The organism is Pseudomonas sp. OA65 (genome assembly GCF_017498305.1).
GTDB classification, from domain to species: domain Bacteria; phylum Pseudomonadota; class Gammaproteobacteria; order Pseudomonadales; family Pseudomonadaceae; genus Aquipseudomonas; species Aquipseudomonas zanjanensis.
This window is the reverse complement of the sequence record NZ_JAGDEZ010000001.1, coordinates 137,083-157,656: the sequence shown is the minus strand read 5'-3', so window position 1 is coordinate 157,656 and position 20,574 is coordinate 137,083. Positions and strand designations below refer to the sequence as shown.

At 62.4% G+C, this 20,574-nt stretch carries 17 protein-coding genes; 7 read left to right on the top strand and 10 right to left on the bottom strand.

Features of this window, described 5'->3' with window-relative positions; all coding sequences use genetic code 11:
* Positions 1 to 3: 3 nt before the first annotated feature.
* From nuoM to J3361_RS00680, 4 genes are all read left to right on the top strand, one after another.
* Positions 4 to 1,536, top strand: coding sequence for an NADH-quinone oxidoreductase subunit M (gene nuoM / locus J3361_RS00695; protein ID WP_053123219.1), 1,533 nt, complete (start codon positions 4 to 6; stop codon positions 1,534 to 1,536).
* 7 nt (positions 1,537 to 1,543) lie between these two features.
* The gene (gene nuoN, locus J3361_RS00690) at positions 1,544 to 3,007 is read left to right on the top strand and encodes an NADH-quinone oxidoreductase subunit NuoN (protein WP_003203388.1); all 1,464 of its coding nucleotides are present in this window, start codon (positions 1,544 to 1,546) and stop codon (positions 3,005 to 3,007) included.
* A 361-nt stretch (positions 3,008 to 3,368) separates the two neighbouring features.
* Positions 3,369 to 3,623: a ribbon-helix-helix domain-containing protein gene (locus J3361_RS00685; RefSeq protein ID WP_207961468.1), complete on the top strand. Its 255-nt coding sequence runs from the start codon at positions 3,369 to 3,371 to the stop codon at positions 3,621 to 3,623.
* Between the two features lie 289 nt (positions 3,624 to 3,912).
* Positions 3,913 to 4,389 (top strand): hemerythrin domain-containing protein, encoded by a 477-nt coding sequence (locus tag J3361_RS00680; RefSeq protein WP_053123224.1) that lies wholly within the window; start codon positions 3,913 to 3,915, stop codon positions 4,387 to 4,389.
* A 24-nt stretch (positions 4,390 to 4,413) separates the two neighbouring features.
* Here the strand turns inward: J3361_RS00680 and J3361_RS00675 are convergent, their stop codons facing one another.
* The 7 genes from J3361_RS00675 to J3361_RS00645 all read right to left on the bottom strand — a co-directional run bounded on the left by J3361_RS00675 (position 4,414) and on the right by J3361_RS00645 (position 11,431).
* On the bottom strand, positions 4,414 to 5,322 hold the full coding sequence (locus tag J3361_RS00675; RefSeq protein WP_207961460.1) for a LysR family transcriptional regulator: 909 nt from the start codon (positions 5,320 to 5,322) through the stop codon (positions 4,414 to 4,416).
* A gap of 408 nt (positions 5,323 to 5,730) precedes the next feature.
* A complete protein-coding gene (gene ycaC, locus J3361_RS00670) occupies positions 5,731 to 6,360 on the bottom strand; it encodes an isochorismate family cysteine hydrolase YcaC (RefSeq protein WP_207961458.1) in 630 nt (209 codons plus the stop codon).
* A gap of 148 nt (positions 6,361 to 6,508) precedes the next feature.
* Positions 6,509 to 8,347, bottom strand: coding sequence for an amidohydrolase (locus tag J3361_RS00665; protein WP_207961456.1), 1,839 nt, complete (start codon positions 8,345 to 8,347; stop codon positions 6,509 to 6,511).
* 159 nt (positions 8,348 to 8,506) lie between these two features.
* The gene (locus J3361_RS00660) at positions 8,507 to 9,133 is read right to left on the bottom strand and encodes an antibiotic biosynthesis monooxygenase (RefSeq protein WP_186730307.1); all 627 of its coding nucleotides are present in this window, start codon (positions 9,131 to 9,133) and stop codon (positions 8,507 to 8,509) included.
* Entirely contained in the window at positions 9,126 to 9,539 is a 414-nt protein-coding gene (locus tag J3361_RS00655) for a DoxX family protein (protein WP_186709749.1), read from the bottom strand. The genes J3361_RS00660 and J3361_RS00655 overlap by 8 nt, the downstream gene beginning before the upstream one ends.
* The gene (locus J3361_RS00650; RefSeq protein ID WP_207961447.1) at positions 9,536 to 10,477 is read right to left on the bottom strand and encodes a LysR family transcriptional regulator; all 942 of its coding nucleotides are present in this window, start codon (positions 10,475 to 10,477) and stop codon (positions 9,536 to 9,538) included. The genes J3361_RS00655 and J3361_RS00650 overlap by 4 nt, the downstream gene beginning before the upstream one ends.
* A gap of 132 nt (positions 10,478 to 10,609) precedes the next feature.
* Positions 10,610 to 11,431, bottom strand: a complete 822-nt coding sequence (locus tag J3361_RS00645) for an alpha/beta hydrolase (protein ID WP_207961445.1) — start codon at positions 11,429 to 11,431, stop codon at positions 10,610 to 10,612.
* A gap of 357 nt (positions 11,432 to 11,788) precedes the next feature.
* Here J3361_RS00645 and J3361_RS00640 point away from each other — a divergent pair, with 357 nt between their 5' ends.
* Positions 11,789 to 14,593: a winged helix-turn-helix domain-containing protein gene (locus J3361_RS00640; protein ID WP_207961443.1), complete on the top strand. Its 2,805-nt coding sequence runs from the start codon at positions 11,789 to 11,791 to the stop codon at positions 14,591 to 14,593.
* On the opposite strand, the gene J3361_RS00635 is transcribed toward J3361_RS00640, so the two are convergent.
* Positions 14,540 to 16,018, bottom strand: a complete 1,479-nt coding sequence (locus J3361_RS00635; RefSeq protein ID WP_207961441.1) for a winged helix-turn-helix domain-containing protein — start codon at positions 16,016 to 16,018, stop codon at positions 14,540 to 14,542. The two genes, J3361_RS00640 and J3361_RS00635, sit on opposite strands and share 54 nt — an antisense overlap.
* Before the next feature lie 184 nt (positions 16,019 to 16,202).
* Positions 16,203 to 17,153, bottom strand: coding sequence for a GlxA family transcriptional regulator (locus J3361_RS00630; protein ID WP_207961439.1), 951 nt, complete (start codon positions 17,151 to 17,153; stop codon positions 16,203 to 16,205).
* 310 nt (positions 17,154 to 17,463) lie between these two features.
* On the opposite strand from J3361_RS00630, the gene J3361_RS00625 reads away from it, so the two are divergent.
* Positions 17,464 to 18,186 carry a pirin family protein gene (locus tag J3361_RS00625; RefSeq protein ID WP_207961437.1) on the top strand — a complete coding sequence of 241 codons (723 nt, stop codon included), beginning with the start codon at positions 17,464 to 17,466 and terminating at the stop codon, positions 18,184 to 18,186.
* A gap of 563 nt (positions 18,187 to 18,749) precedes the next feature.
* Positions 18,750 to 19,163, top strand: coding sequence for a hypothetical protein (locus J3361_RS00620; RefSeq protein ID WP_207961435.1), 414 nt, complete (start codon positions 18,750 to 18,752; stop codon positions 19,161 to 19,163).
* A gap of 159 nt (positions 19,164 to 19,322) precedes the next feature.
* Here the strand turns inward: J3361_RS00620 and J3361_RS00615 are convergent, their stop codons facing one another.
* Positions 19,323 to 20,366, bottom strand: a complete 1,044-nt coding sequence (locus J3361_RS00615; RefSeq protein WP_207961433.1) for a GlxA family transcriptional regulator — start codon at positions 20,364 to 20,366, stop codon at positions 19,323 to 19,325.
* Positions 20,367 to 20,574 lie beyond the last annotated feature (208 nt).

Sequence of the window (20,574 nt, the reverse complement as noted above, 5' to 3'; positions counted from 1 at the left end):
GTCATGATTCTGCCCTGGCTAATCCTGATCCCCTTCATCGGCGGCCTGCTGTGCTGGATCGCGGAGCGCTCCAGCTCCACGCTCCCGCGCTGGATTGCGCTGCTGACCATGTCCCTGGAACTCGCGCTCGGCCTCTGGCTGTGGGCGACCGGCGACTATTCATTTGCACCGGCCCCTGGCGCGGATCCGACCTGGGCGCTTGAGTTCAAGCACGCCTGGATCGCGCGCTTCGGCATCAGCGTGCACCTGGCCCTCGACGGCCTGTCGCTGCTGATGATCCTGCTGACCGGCCTGCTGGGTATCCTCTCGGTGCTCTGCTCCTGGAAAGAGATCCAGCGTCACGTCGGTTTCTTCCACCTGAACCTGATGTGGATCCTGGGCGGCGTCGTCGGCGTGTTCCTGGCGCTGGACCTGTTCATGTTCTTCTTCTTCTGGGAAATGATGCTGGTGCCGATGTACTTCCTCATCGCGCTCTGGGGTCATAGTTCTTCGGACGGCAAGAAAACCCGGATCTACGCGGCGACCAAGTTCTTCATCTTCACCCAGGCTTCCGGCCTGATCATGTTGGTGGCGATCCTTGGCCTGGTCCTGGTGAACTTCAACAATACCGGCGTGATTACCTTCAACTACGCCGACCTGTTGAAAGTACAGATGTCCAAGACCACCGAGTACGTGCTGATGCTCGGCTTCTTCATCGCCTTCGCGGTGAAGCTGCCGGTGGTGCCGTTCCACTCCTGGTTGCCGGACGCCCACGCCCAGGCGCCGACCGCCGGTTCCGTGGACCTGGCGGGTATCCTGCTGAAGACCGCGGCCTACGGCCTGCTGCGTTTCGCCCTGCCGCTGTTCCCCAATGCCTCGGCCGAGTTCGCGCCGATTGCCATGACCCTGGGCCTGATCGGGATTTTCTACGGTGCGTTCCTGGCGTTCGCCCAGACCGACATCAAGCGCCTGATCGCGTTCTCCAGTGTTTCGCACATGGGCTTCGTGCTGATCGGGATCTACTCCGGCAGCCAACTCGCCCTGCAAGGCGCGGTGATCCAGATGCTGGCTCATGGCCTGTCGGCCGCCGCACTGTTTATCCTCAGCGGTCAGTTGTACGAGCGCCTGCACACCCGGGACATGCGTGAGATGGGCGGCATCTGGTCGCGCATCGCCTACCTGCCGGCCATCAGCCTGTTCTTCGCGGCCGCTTCCCTGGGCCTGCCAGGTACCGGCAACTTCGTCGGCGAGTTCCTGATCCTAATCGGCTCGTTCGTCAGTGCCCCATGGATCACGGCGATTGCCACCTCCGGCCTGGTGTTCGGTTCGGTCTACTCGCTGATCATGATCCACCGCGCCTACTTCGGTCCGGCCAAGTCGGATGAAGTGTTGCGTGGCATGGACGGTCGCGAACTGATCATGGTGCTCGGCCTTGCGGTGCTGCTGGTTTACCTCGGCGTCTACCCGCAACCGTTCCTCGACACCTCTGCCGCCACGATGCATGGCGTGCAGCAGTGGCTCGGCACCGCCTTCTCTCAACTCGCTTCGGCCCGGTAAGAGCGCTATGGAATTCACGATTCAACACTTTATCGCGCTTGCGCCGCTGTTGATCACCAGCGCCACGATCATCGTGGTGATGCTGGCGATCGCTTGGCGGCGCAATCACTCACAGACCTTCCTGCTGTCGGTGGCGGGGCTGAACCTGGCCTTGCTGTCGATCTTGCCGGCCTTGAAAGTCGCGCCACTGGCAGTCACGCCGTTGATCCAGATCGACAGCTTCGCCTGCCTCTACATGGCGTTGATCCTGGTCGCCACCCTGGCCTGCGTCACCCTCGCCCACGCCTACCTCGGCGATGGCGGTTCGGGTTACCCGGGCAACCGCGAAGAACTGTACCTGCTGATCCTGATGGCCGCCGCCGGTGGCCTGGTCCTGGTCAGTGCGCAGCACCTGGCCAGCTTGTTCATCGGCCTGGAACTGCTGTCGGTACCGGTCTACGGCCTGGTGGCCTACGCCTTCTTCAACAAGCGCTCCCTGGAAGCCGGCATCAAGTACATGGTGTTGTCTGCGGCCGGTTCCGCGTTCCTGTTGTTCGGCATGGCCCTGCTCTACGCCGAAGCCGGCACCCTGAGCTTCGTCGGCATCGGCCAGGCCCTGGCCGCCACCGGCCTGCCTAGCCCGATCGCGCAACTGGGCCTGGGCATGATGCTGATCGGCCTGGCGTTCAAGCTGTCGCTGGTCCCGTTCCACCTCTGGACCCCGGACGTCTACGAAGGCGCCCCGGCGCCCGTGGCGGCGTTCCTTGCCACTGCGTCGAAAGTGGCGGTGTTCGCAGTGATGGTGCGGTTGTTCCAGATCTCGCCAGTGGCCAGCAGTGGTGTGCTGAGCAACGTGCTGACCATCATCGCCATCGCGTCGATCCTGTTCGGTAACCTGCTGGCGCTGACCCAGAGCAACCTCAAGCGCCTGCTGGGTTACTCCTCCATCGCCCACTTCGGCTACCTGCTGATCGCCCTGATCGCCAGCAAGGGCCTGGCCGTGGAAGCCATCGGCGTGTACCTGGTCACCTACGTGATCACCAGCCTCGGCGCCTTCGGCGTGATCACCCTAATGTCCTCGCCGTACAACGGCCGCGACGCCGACGCCCTGTACGAATACCGCGGCCTGTTCTGGCGCCGTCCGTACCTGACCGCCGTGCTGACCGTGATGATGCTGTCCTTGGCCGGCATTCCGCTGACCGCCGGCTTCATCGGCAAGTTCTACATCATCGCCACCGGCGTCGAGGCCCACCAATGGTGGCTGGTCGGCTCCCTGGTGCTGGGCAGTGCCATCGGCGTGTTCTACTACCTGCGCGTCATGGTCACCCTGTACCTGATGGAACCGAACCTGCGTCGCCACGATGCCGAGTTGCACTGGGAACAGAAGGCAGGCGGCGTGATGCTGCTGGCCATCGCCGTGTTGGCGTTCTTCCTCGGTGTGTACCCGCAGCCGTTGCTGACGTTGGTTCAGCAGGCTGGGTTGACGGGTTGATTGCCTGAGCGTCACCGAACAAAAATGCCCGTTTCGTGAGATGCGGGCATTTTTTTTGAGCAGGATTCGAGTGATCAAAAACCGTGGCGAGGGAGCTTGCTCCCGCTAGGCTGCGCAGCAGCCTCGATCAGTTCAACACGGACCATCGGGTAAACGATCGTTACGACTGCTACGCAGCCGAGCGGGAGCAAGCTCCCTCGCCACGGGTTTGGTGTTTTTTCTGAAAGTGAGACGGTTTCTTATTACATCTGATAGTTTTGCCGCAGAGAATATCGGCAACAATCATCTACGATCATCCTTCCAGAAGCGATTGCCTCAGAAGACAGGGCGTGTACCGCCAACTGCAATGGAGAGATCCGCCATGACAGCCACCACGAAAACCCGGTCGGTTACAGCTCACGTCCCGGTGCACCTGGCCGAAAAAGTCGACTTGATGGCCGAACGCCTCGGGCGCTCCAAGGACTGGATCGTTAAACAAGCGCTATCCGCCTGGATAAACCAGGAGGAGGAACGCAGTCTCCTGACTCATGAGGCCTTGGCCGATGTTGACACTGGCCGAGTGATTGAGCACCAGGCAGTCCAGGCTTGGGCCGATAGTCTCAACGGGGATCGATAACTTCGGCTCGACCAGCCTGACTGCCAAAGCGCAGTGGCCTTTCCATTTGGTGATCGGCTGAGATATGTCGATATCGATCGCGCCGTGTCAGGCCATCAGCGCAAACTGCAACGCGTTTTTTCCCCGGCTCATGCAGCTTGCACGACGCTGAAAATCAAGAACACTTCAATACATTGTTTTTAAAGCGTTTTAAAACCCGTCTCGGCTGGCACAGCTCATGCAATTCAGCTCTTACGCGGCGTCGGCGCTCGAAGCCTGCCCGCATCCGTGAATTGCCGAGGAGCTCCCCATGAATGCCATCGATCTGTTGAAAGCCGACCATGAGCGCGTCAAAGCCATCTTGACTCAACTGAGCGAGTCGACCGAGCGCGCCGTGAAAAAACGCACCGACCTGTTGGCGAAACTGGAAATGGAAATTTCCATCCACACCCGCCTGGAAGAAGAAATTCTTTATCCGGCGTTCAAGCAAGCCGGTGGCAAGGACGAGGCTGAAATGTATTACGAGGCCAAGGAAGAACACCGCACCGTCGACTCGCTGGTGCTGCCGGACCTGAAAACCACCGATCCAACCCAGCCGGAATTCGCCGGTCGGGTGAAAGTGGTCAAGGAACTGCTTGAGCACCACATCGAAGAAGAAGAAAAGGAAATGTTCCCCCACGCGAAAAAACTGCTGGGTAAGGCCAAGCTGGACGCCTTGGGCGCGGAAATGGAAACCATGAAAGCGCAGTACAAAAAAGAACTGAGCAGCGCCAACCTCGCCGCCTGATCAAAGCGCCAGATGCTTCAGCCGTCATGTGGCGGCTGAATGCGTTGCGCCCCTTGACTGCATTTGTTCGCGCAAGAATTCCACCAACGCCTGCACTGGGCGTGCACTTTGCCGATGCTGGGGATACACCGCCGATAGCGCCAACGGTTCGGTCTCGAAGCCTTCCAGGACCTTGATCAGCCGACCATCCTTCAAGGCATCGCCGAGGATGAAAGCGGGCAGATAGGTGATGCCCATGCCGGCAATGGCCGCGTCCCTGAGCAAATCACCGTTATTGGCGCGCATGCGCCCCGTGACCTCCAGCGTCAACGGTTTGCCCGCCCCCGCGAAACGCCACTGCACCTGACGACTGTGACCATAGGGCAGGCAGTCATGGTTGCGCAGGTCCTCAGGCCGCGCGGGTGTGCCTTTTTGCGCCAGGTAGGTGGGGCTGGCGCAATACACCCGCTCGATGGTCGCGATACGCCGGGCAATCAGGGTCGAATCCTCCAGCACGCCGATGCGCAGCGCCAGGTCATAGCCCTCCCCCAGCAGATCCACCGAACGGTCGCTCAGGTCCACCTCGACGCTGACGCCCGGATAGCGTTGCAGAAACAGCGGCAACAGGCTGCCCAGGTGCGCCACAGCGAAGGACAGCGGTGCGCTGAGGCGAATCGTGCCGCGGGGCTCGCTGGTCTGGCCGCTGATGCCCTGCTCCACTTGTTCGACGTCATTGAGCAGGCGCAGCGCCGCTTCGTAGTAACGCTGGCCCAACGGGGTGACGTCCAGCCGGCGGGTCGAGCGATTGAGCAGGCGCACGCCCAGGCGCTGCTCCAGTGCCATGAGCTTGCGGCTGACGAACTGCTTGGACAGCCCGAGCTTGTCCGCGGCGGCGGTGAAACTGCCCGACTCCATGACCTGGGCAAAGATGCGCATTTCTTCGAAGGGGTTCATTGTCATTCCTGGGGGGGACAGTCAGGGAGATGAGTTGGGCATTGTGGGTGGAGCAAGGCAGGTTGGGAAGGTGTCGGATGTGCCACCGTCATCGCGAGCAAGCTTTGCTCCCACAGGCCTTCCCCAGATCCCCCGTGGAAGCAAAGCTGATCTGGTCAGGCTGGGTCCCACAGGCTTTCCCCAGATCCCCTCTGGAAGCAAAGCTGATCTGGTCAGGCTTGTTCCCACAGGCCTTCCCCAGATCCCCTCTGGAAGCAAAGCTGATCTGGTCAGGCTTGTTCCCACAGGCTTTCCTCGATCCCATGTGGGAGCAAAGCTTGCTCGCGATAGCGGTGGCTCAGTTGGCAAGGACCTAATGCCAAACACACAAACGCCCGCACAAGGCGGGCGTCATTGAGCATGAACCGCTTACTTGGCCGTCAGCGCCGAGTAGCTGTTCATCAGGTTGCGGTAGTTCGGAATGCGCTGGGACAGCAGGTTGCCCAGGCCTTCGATGTCGTTGCGCCAGTCGCGGTGCAGCTCACAGGCCACCGAGAACCAGTTCATCATCTGCGCGCCGGCAGCGGTCATGCGCACCCAGGCGGCTTGTTGCACGGTTTCGTTGAAGGTACCCGAAGCGTCGGTGACGACGAACACGTCAAAGCCTTCAGCCAGCGCCGACAAGGTTGGGAACGCCACGCAGACGTCGGTGACCACGCCGGCGATGATCAGTTGCTTGCGGCCGGTGGCCTTGATCGCCTTGACGAAATCTTCGTTGTCCCAGGCGTTGATCTGGCCTGGACGCGGGATGTACGGCGCGTCCGGGAACATTTCCTTGAGCTCCGGCACGATCGGGCCGTTGGGGCCCTGTTCGAAGCTGGTGGTCAGGATGGTCGGCAGGTCGAAGAACTTCGCCAAGTCGGCCAAGGCCAATACGTTGTTCTTGAACTCGTTGGGCGAGAAGTCCTGGACCAGGGAAATCAGGCCGGTCTGGTGATCGACCAGCAGGACGACCGCGTCGTCTTTGTTCAGACGGTTGTAGGCGGGAACGTTGCTCATGGGGTGACTCCTTTGGGATGGATGTATTGAAAACCAATGTGGGAGCGAGCCTGCTCGCGATGACGGTGTGTCAGCTTGCGGCGATGTCGGATGTGCCGACACCTTCGCGAGCAGGCTCGCTCCCACAAAGGGAGAATCGGTGTGTTAGTCAAAAGGCAAAGCAGGAACAGCCAAACGCGCCCCAGAAGCCCTGGAAATCGCTGACCGGCACATTCGACAGTCGCGCCCGTTCGTGGCTATGGGAATGCACCTTGCACGGCCCGCTGCACTGGTGGACTTGCGCCTGCAGCGGTGAGGCCGGGCGCCAGTGGCCCGGGACCTTGACCACCGGCGACCAGTCCGGCAGCACCGGGACGCTGGCCGGCCCGAGTTTTTCGAAGTCGTCAGCGGCGTACACCACTTTGCCGTCCACTACGGTCAACACCGACTCGATCCACTTGATGGCTTCTTCCTCGACGCTGAAGAAGTCCGCGCTCAGGGCGGCCAGGTCCGCCAGTTGGCCGACCTTGATCTGGCCCTTCTTGCCTTGCTCCGACGAGAACCAGGCACTGCCGTGGGTGAACAGCTCCAACGCGGTCAGGCGCGGCAGGCCTTCTTCGTGCAACGACAGACCGCCAACGGTGCGACCGCTGACCATCCAGTACAACGAAGTCCACGGGTTGTAGCTCGACACGCGGGTGGCGTCGGTGCCGGCGCCCACCGGCACGCCTTCGGCGAGCATGCGCTTGATCGGCGGCGTGGCTTCAGCAGCCTTGGCACCGTAGCGGTCGACGAAGTATTCGCCCTGGAAGGCCATGCGGTCCTGGATCGCAATACCGCCGCCCAGCGCCCGTACCCGCTCGATATTCTTCGGCGTGATGGTTTCGGCGTGGTCGAAGAACCACGGCAGACCGTTGAACGGAATGTCGCGGTTGACCTTCTCGAAGACGTCGAGCATGCGGCTGATGGATTCGTCGTAGGTGGCGTGCAGGCGGAATGGCCAGCGCTGCTCCACCAGGTGACGCACCACCGGTTCCAGGTCCTGCTCCATGCCCGGTGGCAGGTCCGGGCGCGGTTCGAGGAAGTCTTCGAAGTCCGCCGCCGAGAACACCAACATTTCCCCGGCGCCGTTGTGCCGCAGGAAATCGTCGCCCTGGTGCAGCTTGACGCTACCGGTCCAGTTCTTGAAGTCGGTGAGTTCTTCCTTGGGCTTCTGGGTGAACAAGTTGTAGGCGATGCGCACCGTCAACTGCTGCTCCCGGGCCAACTGCTCGATGACCTCGTAGTCGTCCGGGTAGTTCTGGTAGCCGCCGCCGGCGTCGATGGCGCTGGTCAGGCCCAGGCGATTGAGTTCGCGCATGAACTGGCGGGTGGAGTTGACTTGGTATTCCAGCGGCAACTTCGGCCCTTTCGCCAGCGTCGAGTACAGGATCATTGCGTTGGGTCGCGCCACCAGCATGCCGGTGGGCTCGCCCTTGCTGTCACGGACGATCTCGCCACCCGGCGGGTTCGGCGTGTCGCGGGTGTAGCCGGCGACACGCAGCGCGGCGCGGTTGAGCAAGGCGCGGTCATACAGGTGCAACACGAACACGGGCGTATCGGGGGCGGCCTGGTTGAGTTCTTCCAGGGTCGGCATGCGCTTTTCGGCGAACTGGAATTCGTTCCAGCCACCCACCACGCGAACCCATTGCGGCGTTGGCGTGCGGTCGGCCTGGTCCTTGAGCATGCGCAAGGCATCGGCCAACGACGGCACGCCTTCCCAACGCAGTTCCAGGTTGTAGTTCAAGCCACCCCGGATCAGGTGCAAGTGCGAGTCGTTAAGGCCGGGAATGACCGTGCGGCCCTTGAGGTCGATGACCTGGGTGCCGCTGCCGCGCAAGGCCATGGCCTCGGCGTCGGTGCCCACGGCGACGAAGCGGCCCTGGCTGATGGCGACCGCACTGGCGCGAGGTTTCTCACGGTCGACGGTATGGAACTGGCCATTGAACAGAATCAGATCGGCGTTCATCGGATTTCCTTCAACAATAATGGATATGCGGACTAATCCGTGGCGAGGGAGCTTGCTCCCGCTGGGCTGCGAAGCGGCCCCAAAAGAGCGGACGCTACGCGTCCGGCGGGAGCAAGCTCCCTCGCCACAACAGTGTTTGTCACAAAAGTTCGGCGCTACTTAGGGCTCCAAGTGTTCGTGGGTTGTGGAAGCTTCCAGCCACGGCGCGAACAGCCGGGTCGCCAGCGGCATGCACACGTACACGACCGAGAGCACGATGGTCACGGTGATCAGGAACGTGGCGACCACGTAGTTGGACAGAAAGGCATTGAGTTGCAGCAGCGGGCCCCAGAGCAACGGCACCAGCAAGGTGTGCGGCAGGATGACCAGCAGCGTCACCACCGATTGCTTCCAGCGCGGCGGTGGCGTGGCGGCATCGGCCAACGGGGCGAACCAGAATTCCTTATGGGAACCGACCTCGATCTGATCACCGTCGGCCAACAGTGGCGCAGCCTCGGCCACCAATTCACGGCGCTCGGGAGAGTCCAGCCAGCGCTGCATGGCCTCGGTGGAGCGAAAACGCAGCACGCAGGTAAACAATGACAATCCGTCCTGCTTGCCCCGCACAACGTCGACGCCCAGATGGCCCGGCCACTGGCCTGCCACGGTAACGATGCGCCGCAACCAGGCCTCATAGGCATCGTTCTGCCCGGCTTTGATTCGGTGCTTGACCACCAAGGTGACGATTTCATCGAAACCGGGTACCGCCGGGCTCGCGGTGGATCCGAGGGTTTGGGACTCAGGCATGACGCAGCACTCCATCAAAACGCGCGTTCAGCGCCAGGCGTCCAGGGCCGGCAATGAACACGCTGGTAAATACAATCAACAGCAACCAGCCAAACTGGCCTTCTTCCAGGCTCCACTGCGGGTGCACCACCAGCAACGCCACGGCCAGCAGGAACAGGATCGGCAGGCACGCCAGGCGCACCAGCACACCGGCCATGATCAACAGTGGGCACAGCACCTCGGCGAAAATCGCCAGGACCAGGGTCGGCGCGGCGCCGAGGTGGAACGGGTCTTCGATGCGGGTCAGCTCGCTGCTGTAATTCAAGAGCTTCGGCAAGCCGTGGACCCACAGCAAAAACAATCCGCCACTCAGGCGCAGGAACAACAAGCCCAGGTCCTGCAACGGGCGCTCATCGGTCAGGTTCATCGGTGGGCTCCGTCCGCGGCCGCAGCGGCCGGCAGGGGTTGCGACATGTGGCTGGCGATGCGCGAACGCAGCCAGCGTTCGGCGGGGTCGTTGTCATGCACGCCGCTCCAGACCATCGACAGTTCGGCGGCGTTGATCTCGAACGGCGGGTCCTCGGCGCGCAAGGCGCAGCCTTCCACCAGTGCGCAGGCGGCGTAGTCGGGCACGGTGGCGATCAGCTCGGTGCCGGCCAACAATGCTCGCAGCCCGCTGAATTGCGGCACCGCCAGCACCACTTTGCGGCTTCGGCCGATGCGGGCCAGGTCCAAGTCGATGTTGCCGCTCAGGTCGCCCGAAAACGAAACCATGGCGTGGGGCCGCGAGCAGTATTCGTCCAGGGTCAGCGGCCCCGGGCGCTTGTCGCCGCGCAAGACCTTGCAGGGAATGTCCCGCAGTTTCTTGCGCTTGGCATTGGCCGGCAGGTCGGTGGTGTAGCTGACGCCGACGCTGATTTCCCCACTGGCCAGCAGCGACGACATCAGCAGGAAATTGGCCCGGCGCACCACCACGATGATCCCCGGCGCTTCTTCGCGCAGTTGGCTCAGCAGCGGAGGAAACAGGCCAAATTCGGCATCGTCGGACAGACCGATGCGAAACACGTCGCAACTGGTGGACGGGTCGAACGCCTTGGCCCGGCTGACCGCGCCGGAGATGGTGTCCATGGCCGGTTGCAGCTCTCGCAGGATCGCCAGGGCCCGCGGCGTCGGTTCCATGCCGCGACCGTGACGGATCAGCAACGGATCGTCGAACAGATCCCGCAACCGCCCCAGCGCCGCACTCACCGCCGGCTGGCCCATGAACAGCTTTTCGGCGACGCGGGTCAGGTTTTTCTCGAACATCAGCGCCTCGAAGATCACCAGCAGGTTCATGTCGAGACGGCGTAAATCGTTGCGGTTCATGGGTGTTGTTCCTGTTGAATGCCGATCTTGTGGGAGCGGGCTTGCTCGCGAAAGCGGTGGGTCAGTTGGCACTTATGTCGAATGTGCCACCGCATTCGCGAGCAAGCCCGCTCCCACAGTTTCATGGCTTGATCAACCCTGTATGAACGCCAGCAGGTCCGCGTTCAGCCGGTCCTTGTGAGTATCGGTCAGGCCATGGGGCGCGCCCGGGTAGACCAGCAACTGCGCGTTCTTGAGCAACTGGGCAGCGGCAATGCCGGCCGCTTCGATGGGGACCATCTGGTCATCATCGCCGTGCACCACCAAGGTCGGCACGTCGATGTTGCGCAAGTCTTCGGAAAGATCGGTCTCCGAGAACGCCTTGATGCAGTCGTAAGTGTTCTTGTGGCCGGCCTGCATGCCTTGCATCCAGAACCAGTCGATCATGCCTTGGGAGACCTTGGCGCCCGGACGGTTGGCGCCGAAAAACGCGCTGGCCACGTCTTTGTATAGCTGAGAGCGGTCGGCCAGGGAGGCTTGGCGGAAACCGTCGAACACTTCGATGGGCAAGCCGCCAGGGTTGGCCGCGGTCCTGAGCATCAACGGCGTCACCGCCGAGATCAGGCCGAGCTTGGCGACGCGAGCGGCGCCATGGCGGCCGATGTAGCGCGCCACTTCACCACCGCCCGTGGAGAAGCCGATCAACACCGCGTCTTTCAAGTCCAGCCGTTCGATCAGCTCGGCCAGGTCATCGGCGTAGGTGTCCATGTCGTTGCCTTCCCAGGGTTGGCTGGAGCGCCCGTGTCCACGGCGGTCGTGGGCGATCACCCGGTAGCCGTTGGACGCCAGGAACATCATCTGCCCCTCCCAACTGTCCGAGTTCAGCGGCCAGCCGTGGCTCAAGACCACCGGTTGGCCAGTGCCCCAATCCTTGTAGTAAATCTCGGTGCCGTCGCGGGTGATGAAGGTGCTCATGACAGGGTTCCTTGAGGTGGGTGGATCGCTGCATGGTCCGGTCAGAGGAGGCGTTTGCGTGAGTTAAACGTTGTTAATTTTTTCGGAACGGCGGTGTTAAAAAACCGCTTTTGTGGCGAGGGAGCTTGCTCCCGCTGGGCTGCGCAGCAGCCCCAGAACTGTCACCTCGGAGTGTCAGATTGATTGGGAGGTGGGGCCTTTGGGGCCGCTTCGCGGCCCAGCGGGAGCAAGCTCCCTCGCCACAGGTTCGGCGTCTGGAAGGCCGGGAGTAGAGGCTGCGCCGTTGCGCTTGACGCCAAACCTGAGGAATATGCTCGGGTAAAGCCCGGGCATCGGGACCAGAACATTGAGAGCACCATGAGCCACTACCTCAGCCTGCCCGTCGAACAGACGGTGCACTTCGGCCCTTACCGGGTCCATCCGCGCCAGCGCCTGGTGCTGGAGGGCGAGCAACCGTTGCGCCTGGGGCGGCGGGCCGTCGAGATCCTGCTGGTGTTGCTCGAACATGCTGGCGAGGTGGTGAGCAAGCAGCAACTGATCGCCCGGGTCTGGCCCAAAAGCGTGGTGGAAGACACCAACCTGCGCGTACACGTCGCAGCCCTGCGCAAGGCCCTCGGGGACGGCCAGGCCGGGCAGCGCTACATCGTCACCGTGGCGCAGCGTGGCTACAGCTTTGTCGCGCCGCTGTCTTTCGAATCCCTTGACCCATTGGCGCGCATCCCCCATCCGTCCCTGGCGCGCAACCTGCCACTGCAGCGCACGCGCCTGATCGGCCGCCAGGCCCTGGTGGAAAGCCTGGTGGCCCAGCTGCCGCGAAAACGCTTCATTACCCTGGTCGGCACCGGCGGCATCGGCAAGACCACCGTTGCCCTGCGGGTCGCTGAACGGCTGATTAGCCATTACCGTGACGGCACCCATCTGCTGGACCTGGCGTCGCTCAACGACCCGGCCATGATCGTTCCCAACCTCAGCGCATTGCTTGACCTGCCCCTGCAAGACGGCGATCCGCCGGACGCCCTCGCCCGGCAGCTCAAGGAACGGCATCTGTTGCTGGTGCTCGACAACTGCGAGCACCTGATCGACGCCATCGCCCAACTCAGCGAAACCTTGCTGCGCAGTGCCCCTCACCTGCACATCCTGGCCACCAGCCGCGAAGGCCTGCGCGCCGAAGGTGAACACATGCAGCGTCTGGACGCCCTGGCGTTCCCGCCCCGGGAAATGCCTATCGAGGGTTATCCCGCCCTGGAGTACCCGGCGCTGCAACTGTTTGCCGAGCGTGCGATGGCCAGCCGTGACGACTTCGAGCTGACCGACCGCGAGGTGCCGTTGGTGATCGACATTTGCCAGCGACTGGACGGTATTCCCCTGGCCATCGAGCTGGCCGCCGGACAGCTTGGCCGCTTCACCCTGGAAGAACTTCACCGACACCTGCAAGACAGCGTCGCCCTGCTCCACAACGACACCGGCGCCGCACCGCGCCAGCAGACCCTGCGTGCCACGCTGGACTGGAGCTTCGCGCTGCTCACGGCCTGCGAGCAGACCTGTCTGCGGCGGCTGGCGGTGTTCATGGGCAGTTTCAACCTGGCCTCGGCCGCGGCAGTGATCGTCGGCCAGCATGTCGCGCCCGAACAGGTGCTGGTGTCGATCAGCCAGTTGGTCGCCAAATCGTTGCTCAACGTCGAGATCGGCGATGAAGAGGTGCGCTATCGCCTGCTGGACACCACCCGCCGCTATGCCTTGGAAAAACTGACCGACGCCGGGGAACTGGCGGCCAGCCAGGAACGCCACGCCGAACGCTGCCTGGCGCTCATGGGGCAAGCGGAACGCGATTGGGAAAACACCCCTACCCGATTGTGGATCGCCCGTTACGCCGACTATCGCGATGACATCCGCGCCGCGCTCGACCGAGGCCTGGGCCCGCAGGGTTCACACGCCGTGGCGATTCGCCTGACGGCTCGCACCCTGCCCCTCTGGCAGGAGCTGTCGCTGCTCAAGGAACATGGCCTCTACGTCAACCGGGCACTGAAACTGCTGCGGGCCAGCCCCAGCCCCTGCCCACGCTTGACCCTGGCCCTGGAACTGGCCCACGCCAGTTTCAACTACCACACCGAGGGCGGTACAGCGGCCACCGTGCGGGCTTTTGCCACCGCCCGACAACTGGCCCGGCAATGCCAGGACCTGGCCGGCGAGTTGCGGGCCGTGTCCGGGCAAATGACCGTCGACCTCAGTTGCGGACAGTACCAACAGGCCTTGGAACACAGCCTGGATTTCGACCGGTTGGGTTTGCAGGGCGACCCGACCCTGTCCTTGAGCGCCCAACGCCTGCGGGTGTTGGCGCTGCATTTCACCGGCGACCAGGGCGCGGCGCGGCATGAAGCCGAGCAAGTGATCCAGCGCCTGGCCCAGAGCGGCCACCTCAGCCGCTTCAGTCACGGCTTCGGCGTGCAATACGACCAGAGCGTGGCGGCGCTGACGATTCTGGCGCGGATCCTCTGGCTACAAGGTTTTGCCGAGAAAGCCCGGCGCACCGCCAACCTGGCGTTGCAAATCGCGTTACAGATCAATCACGGCATTTCGATCTGCTACACCCTGGCCCTCAGCGGCTGCGTGATCGCCCACTACACCGGCGATCATTCAACCACGCAGGAACGGCTCGATCTGTTGAAGCAGCAGGCCAAGAAACATTCGGTGATGCTGTTCCATGACTGGGCCTGCCATTACGCCTGCGTATTCGATGGCGAGACGCTGGAGACGAACACGACCAACGGGCTGATCCAGGACATTGCCGCCACCCTGCGCCCTGATTTAGTCAGCCCCGCGCAACTGGAACGGGCCCGCAGTGGCGCCGCGGGCTGGTGTTCGGCGGAAATCCTGCGGGCGGGTGCCGAAACCTTGCTGGCGCGGAACGAGCCGTCCCTGGACGACACCGCCGAAGCGCAACTGCTGGACGCCATGGCCGTGGCCCGTCGTCAACAAGCCCTGGCCTGGGAGCTGCGCAGCGCGACCTCCCTGGCCCGCTTGTGGCAACGTCAAGGGCAGGTGCATGCTGCGCAGGAACTGCTCGGGCCGGTCTACCGCCGCTTCAGCGAGGGCTTCGACACCCCCGATCTATTGGAAGCCGACGCGCTGCTCCAAACGCTGACTCGCCGGTTGGGGCCGTGAACGCCGCGCCCCCCAAGCACCTTGCAGTACGTAACGCCGATGGAACACAGGCCACTGACCACTGCGCCGCAGTTTGTCCATGGCGTAGGCGCGGGTGGTGTGCAGCAGTCGAAAACGCCCGCCCTCGGCCAACGGCTCGACCATCAGCAGTGACACGCTCGCCAACCGCAACAGCAACCTGGGCACCTGCCCGACACTCAGTTCAGCGCAACTGATCACGGCCTGCGCCGCCTTGAGCGTAAACGGCCCCTCGAACACTGCCAGGCGCTGGAACGCGGTTCGTTCGTCAGCGCTCAAACGCTCGACACTCGAATCCAACACCGCCTCCAGGCTCCGATGCCGGGCCACTGCGGTACGCCGCCCATGGCTCAAGAGGGACAAACCGTAGTCCAACTGTTCGAGTACCCCAGCCACCCCCAAGGCGTCGACCTGGGCCGCCGCCAATTCCAGTGCCAGCGGCAAGCCGTCCAGGCGCTGGCAAATCTGGGCGAGGATCAGCCAGTCGCGGCCATGGGGCTTGAAATCCTGCTGCCGGGCGCCTACCCGCTCAATCAACAGCTGCACCGCCGGGCATGCGACGATCTGGTGCTCCGGCTCGAGGGGCGATGCCACGGTCAGGCCCGGCAGTGGCACAATTTTTTCGCCCGACAGCTCCAGCGGTTCGCGGCTGCTGCACAACAGCGCCACCCCCGGTGCCGTCACAGCCAACGCCTGGGCCAGTTCCCGACAGGCGCCGAGCACCTGCTCGCAGCCATCGAGCACCAGCAACATCCGGCAGGATTCCAGGCGCCGGCCTAAAGCCCCGTGCGCCAGGCCCAGCGCACCGGCCACCTGAGCCGTCACCTGCGAGGGCTCGCTGATGGCGGCCAGGTCAACGAACCAGGCACCGTCGTCAAAATGTTCAAGCAACAGCTGCGCCGCCCGCAACACCACCGTGGTCTTGCCGACCCCGCCCGGGCCGGTCACTGTGGTCAGGGCTTGACGAGGCACTTGCGCCAACAACCGTCCCAGGATTCTGTCGCGGCCGACCACCGGGCTCAAGCGCGTGGGCAAGTTGTGTCGCTCGGCTGGGGGACTGAACGGTGCCTCGATGTCCTCGTGAACCGCCAGGCAATAGCCTTGTCGCGGGTGGTTGAGGATATAGCGCGCGCCATCGCGCCCGTCGCCGAAGGCCCGCCGTAGTGCCGCGATGTGCACCCGCAGGTTGATGTCTTCCACGACGCTGTCAGGCCAGACGTGGGCGATGAGGGTTTGTTTACTGACATAACGGCCGGCGTGCTCCACCAGCACCTGCAAAACATCCAGGGCGCGACCACCCAATGCGAGTGGCTGGCCGTCACGGGTGACCAGCCGCTGCTGCCGGTAGAAGGCAAACGGACCGAAGCTCACCGCCGGCTCGCTGTCGGGTTTGACGAAACTGTTCATGGGCGATCCAGCGCCGGAAAACCGGTGCGGGCGTCAGCGTGCGGATCACCGAACACGTCTGCCCTGGGCTCCTGCGCATCCTTTCCAAGGGGTTCGCCGTTATCTTGGCAGGCGCACGCCGCAGGACAATGCTGGCACAGGGAGCACCACGGACATCACGGTGCCTTGGACGGACACCGACGGCTCAACTGAACTGCTGACGATATTGCACCGGGGTCAGGCCGAGCTTTTCACCGAACAGAAAACGCATGTGCCGCACACTGCCGAAGCCGCTGCGAAACGCCACGGTCTTGAGTGGCAGGTCAGTGGTTTCCAGCAACTGACGCGCCCGGTCGATGCGTGCGCCTTGCAGGAACTCCATGGGCGTCATCTTCACTTCCCGGGCAAAGACCCGGGCGAAATGCCGCGCACTCATGGCGGCCAGCGCGGCCATGCGTTCGATGGTGAAGGGCTCTTCCAGGTGCTCCATCACATGATTCTGCACCCGGGTAATGGCCGATTCCTGTGTCGACACCGCCGCCACCGAAGGGCTGAACTGCGCCTGCCCACCCTGGCGTTTCATCACCACCAGCAGCACCTTGGCCACGTCCAACGCGACTTTGCGGCCATGGTCCTGGGCGACGATGGACAGGGCCAGGTCGATCCCGGCGGTGACGCCGCCCGAGGTGATCAGGCGGCGGTCCTGCAGGAAGATCTTGTCGGTTTCCACCAGGGCCTTGGGGAAACGTTGGACCAAGCGTTCGGTGTAATGCCAGTGGGTGGTGACACGATAACCGTCGAGCAAGCCCGCCTCACCGAGCACAAAGGCGCCGGTGCAAATGGAGCCGTAGCGTGTCGCCCGTTGCGCCGCGGCCCGCAGCCAAGTGTGCAGCCCCGGATGTTGATCGTTATAGGCCCCCGGCCCGCCCGGCACCAACAACACGTCATAGGCCGCCCAGGCCTGGTCGATATGGATATCGGCCTGCACCGCCACGCCGTTGGATGCACGCAACGGCCCGCGCTCGGTCCCCAGGGTCAGCAGTTGATAACGCTGGTTCGTGTCGAGGTAACGATTGGCGATGGAAAACACCTCCAGCGGCCCGGCCATGTCGAGCAGCAAGAAATCCGGGAACAGCACCATTGCAACGGTTTTCATCGGGGATACGCCAAAAATCCATAACTTGTAGATGTCCCATGTGGGAGCGAGCCTGCTCGCGATAGCGGTATGTCAGTTACATTGATACTGGCTGATCCGGCGCTATCGCGAGCAGGCTCGCTCCCACAGGGTTTATCGTCAGCATTATGTCGAAGCGAAGCATCCGCCGGTAGGCATTCTCCATTGTCCACTCAAAACGGACAGTTTTTCGCTTTCCACCTGCTTATTGAATATCTCGGTAACCATTAACCTTCTTCTGAACCCGGCGAACGGCCCCAGCCGCCGCCCAAAGACATCAGGAGAATTCATCATGCTGACCCTTCGCAAAGCTTCGGACCGCGGCATTGCTCGCCACGGCTGGCTGACCTCGTTCCACACCTTCTCGTTCGCCAGCTACCGCAACCTCGACGAACAGGGCTTCTCCGACCTGCTGGTCATCAACGACGACCGGGTCGCCGCCGCCAAGGGTTTCGGCCAGCACCCCCACCGGGACATGGAGATCTTTTCCTATGTGCTCGAAGGGGCGCTGGAACACAAGGACACCTTGGGCACGGGCTCGGTCATTCGCCCCGGTGACGTGCAGTTGATGAGCGCCGGCAGCGGCGTGGCCCACAGCGAGTTCAACCACAGTGCGGACGAGCCGGTGCACTTCCTGCAGATCTGGATCGTGCCCGACGTCAGCGGTGCCACACCCCGTTATCAACAGGAGCACTTCAGCCGCGAGCAGAAACAGGGACGCCTGCAATTGATCATCTCCCCGGATGGCGCCGACGGCTCGCTCCAGGTGCGCCAGGACGCGCGGGTCTACGCCGGGTTGTTCGATGGCGAGCAACGCGCCACCCTGACCCTGGCAGCGGATCGTTATGCCTATGTGCACGTGGCCCGGGGCGCTGTCGAGCTTAACGGCGTGCCCTTACAGGAAGGTGATGGCGTGCGGGTGCGCCAGGAGCAGGCCCTGACCTTGAGCAATGGCCAGGATGCCGAGGTGCTGGTCTTCGATCTGCGGCCGCAGGAATTGCCGCAGATGCCATGAAGCAAGTGACTGCACCACCCATGAACCTGTGGAAGCAAGGCTTGCCCGCGATGAACGAAAACGAGGTTTAGTTGTTAAAGCGCGGCGCGGCCATCGCGGGCAAGCCTTGCTCCCACAAATCGGATCTATTACGGATTCTCCAACGCAAACACCTCGACAATCTCCTCGATACACCGCCCGCACCCGCACGCTATGCCGCAGGTCCGCGTGGGTGACCCGCCAGACCTTGTAGAGCGGATGACTACCGCTCGAAAATCTCAAAGTGCTGATCACGCCGGCAGCTCAGACGAAAAACGTCTAAAAAAAGTCAGGCAAAGAGTCAAGTTCAGGCTTTGATCTATTTGGAGCTACAGCACGCTTCGGACAGCATCAATGGGCAATCTCAAATACGCTCGCCTGTTGCCACGAGGCACGGCGATCTATAAAGTTCCCGAAAATATTTCGTTTCTGACCGACGGTCGTTGATACTGCCCGAAGCAAATTGACCCGACACAAGAGCCTAGGCAAAATGATTTCACTTTGCCATTAATTCTCTCCTGACTTGCTTATTCACGGAAGAAAGCATGAAAACCGTCATATCCCTCGCTTTAATCTCGATTGCGTGCAGTGCGGCTGCGGACGTCCAGAACATCAAATACCTCTATGATGATTCGGATGCCGTGTACTCCATCGTCTCGTCTGTCGACAGCGGTTCAGCCATCCAGGCCACCGTGCAGAGAAAGGGCACTTACTTCACCAACTACACGAAACTGGAACTCGACTGCGCCAGCCGCAATGTACGGCACATGGGGATGTACAACAGTCTCGCAGGGTTGGATAAAGCCGAGTTCGACCAGATGCAAGGGCGAATCATCGATGGCTCGATCGCCGATGAAGTCGGCAAGGCGCTGTGCAAGGAGACTACCTTGACCGCATCGCAAATCGCTCCGCAAACCGAAGACCTGCCTACCGAAACACAAGCCGACGATAACAGCTGACGCGTGAGCTGTGTGGGAGCAAAGCTTGCTCGCGATGCAGGCGCCTCGTTTTCCTGCAAGACCGCGTCGTCTTCATCGCGGGCAAGCCTTGCTCCCACATAGCTCCCCGGCAATGCCCTCTTCCCGCTCTAGATACTCATCCCTGATCGACCAGCGGCTTCATCGCAAGGCTTGCTTGCGCTCCGATTTCGAGCGGTAGCTGCCAGGCGGCACACCGAAGAAATCCCGAAAACGGCGCTGGAAATGCGGCGAACTGACGAAGCCTGTCGCCACGGCGATTTCGGTCACCGACCGATTGGTCTGCTGGATGAGTTGGCGGGCGCGCGTCAGGCGCAGTTCCAGGTAATAACGCGTGGGGGTCGCACCGAGAAAACTGCAGAAGCGCCGCTCCAACTGGCGCTTGGAAATCTTTACGCACGCCGCCAGCTCATCGATGGTCAGGGGCTCCTCTACGTTCTGCCACATCAATTCCAATGCCAGCTTGAGGCTTTCCGGCAGCGTCGGATCGGTCTCGACAAAAACCGGCGGCAGGTCTGTCGCATCCTCGCCTGACTCATCGCAACGCAGGATTTCCTCGATAGCCCCCACCAACATCGCCCCGCCCGTCTGGCGGATCAACTGGAGCATCATGCGCAGCGAACTGTTGGCACCCGCGCAACTGACCCGCTCCCGGTCAACCACATAGGCTCGGTTGGACACCTTCACGTGGGGAAACACCTCCGCCATCATGGCGCGGCTTTCCGGATGGACAGCGCATTCGAAACCGTCCAGCAGATTGGCATCCGCCACAAAAAATGCACCGTTCCACAGCCCGCCCAAGATCGCTCCCGATGTCGCATTGGCCCGCAGCTTGCGGCGCAGCAAGGGATGGCCTTGCAACTTCACGCGAAAGCCTCCGGCGACGATCAGTACATCCTGGTTTTCCGGCATCTGCGCCAGTTCGATGTCCGTCGAGATGACTATGCCTAGGTCGCTCGTCACCTGCCCACCCGATACCCCCACCGTCAGCACTTCGTAGAGGGGCATGTCGCTCATCAGGTTGGCGGTCACCAGCGCGTCCACGGCACCGGTGAAGGACATCATCGAGAAGTTGTCCATCAATACAAACGCGACGCGAATCGGCGCCTGGCTGGCGGGTGCCGACCCGAGTGGCCGATAAGCCATGTTCTTGTTTTTGAGTACGCTCTCGAATGCGCTTGGCATAAGGCCTCGTTAATACATCAAAGATGAGGATTGGCTGCACGTGGGTGCCCTGCCGCAGGGCAAAGGCGCAGGACAGACCACGTTATCTTCCAGGCAAGTCAAGCCGACTGCATTCGCACCTGCGCCGTCTACCGGTCGGCCCGCGCCAAAAAAGGCAATCCTCAAGTGCCTACGACTTTGGTCGATACACTGGCAGTAGGCATGGGCG

Coding starts and splice junctions, on each gene's coding strand:
- nuoN (WP_003203388.1), top strand. CDS start 1,544: ATGGAATTCACGATTCAACACTTTATCGCGCTTGCGCCGCTGTTGATC.
- J3361_RS00650 (WP_207961447.1), bottom strand. CDS start 10,477: ATGAACCGCAACGATTTACGCCGTCTCGACATGAACCTGCTGGTGATC.
- J3361_RS00685 (WP_207961468.1), top strand. CDS start 3,369: ATGACAGCCACCACGAAAACCCGGTCGGTTACAGCTCACGTCCCGGTG.
- nuoM (WP_053123219.1), top strand. CDS start 4: ATGATTCTGCCCTGGCTAATCCTGATCCCCTTCATCGGCGGCCTGCTG.
- J3361_RS00630 (WP_207961439.1), bottom strand. CDS start 17,153: ATGAAAACCGTTGCAATGGTGCTGTTCCCGGATTTCTTGCTGCTCGAC.
- J3361_RS00675 (WP_207961460.1), bottom strand. CDS start 5,322: ATGAACCCCTTCGAAGAAATGCGCATCTTTGCCCAGGTCATGGAGTCG.
- J3361_RS00615 (WP_207961433.1), bottom strand. CDS start 20,366: ATGCCAAGCGCATTCGAGAGCGTACTCAAAAACAAGAACATGGCTTAT.
- J3361_RS00640 (WP_207961443.1), top strand. CDS start 11,789: ATGAGCCACTACCTCAGCCTGCCCGTCGAACAGACGGTGCACTTCGGC.
- J3361_RS00655 (WP_186709749.1), bottom strand. CDS start 9,539: ATGAACCTGACCGATGAGCGCCCGTTGCAGGACCTGGGCTTGTTGTTC.
- J3361_RS00680 (WP_053123224.1), top strand. CDS start 3,913: ATGAATGCCATCGATCTGTTGAAAGCCGACCATGAGCGCGTCAAAGCC.
- J3361_RS00625 (WP_207961437.1), top strand. CDS start 17,464: ATGCTGACCCTTCGCAAAGCTTCGGACCGCGGCATTGCTCGCCACGGC.
- J3361_RS00645 (WP_207961445.1), bottom strand. CDS start 11,431: ATGAGCACCTTCATCACCCGCGACGGCACCGAGATTTACTACAAGGAT.
- J3361_RS00635 (WP_207961441.1), bottom strand. CDS start 16,018: ATGAACAGTTTCGTCAAACCCGACAGCGAGCCGGCGGTGAGCTTCGGT.
- J3361_RS00620 (WP_207961435.1), top strand. CDS start 18,750: ATGAAAACCGTCATATCCCTCGCTTTAATCTCGATTGCGTGCAGTGCG.
- J3361_RS00665 (WP_207961456.1), bottom strand. CDS start 8,347: ATGAACGCCGATCTGATTCTGTTCAATGGCCAGTTCCATACCGTCGAC.
- J3361_RS00660 (WP_186730307.1), bottom strand. CDS start 9,133: ATGCCTGAGTCCCAAACCCTCGGATCCACCGCGAGCCCGGCGGTACCC.
- ycaC (WP_207961458.1), bottom strand. CDS start 6,360: ATGAGCAACGTTCCCGCCTACAACCGTCTGAACAAAGACGACGCGGTC.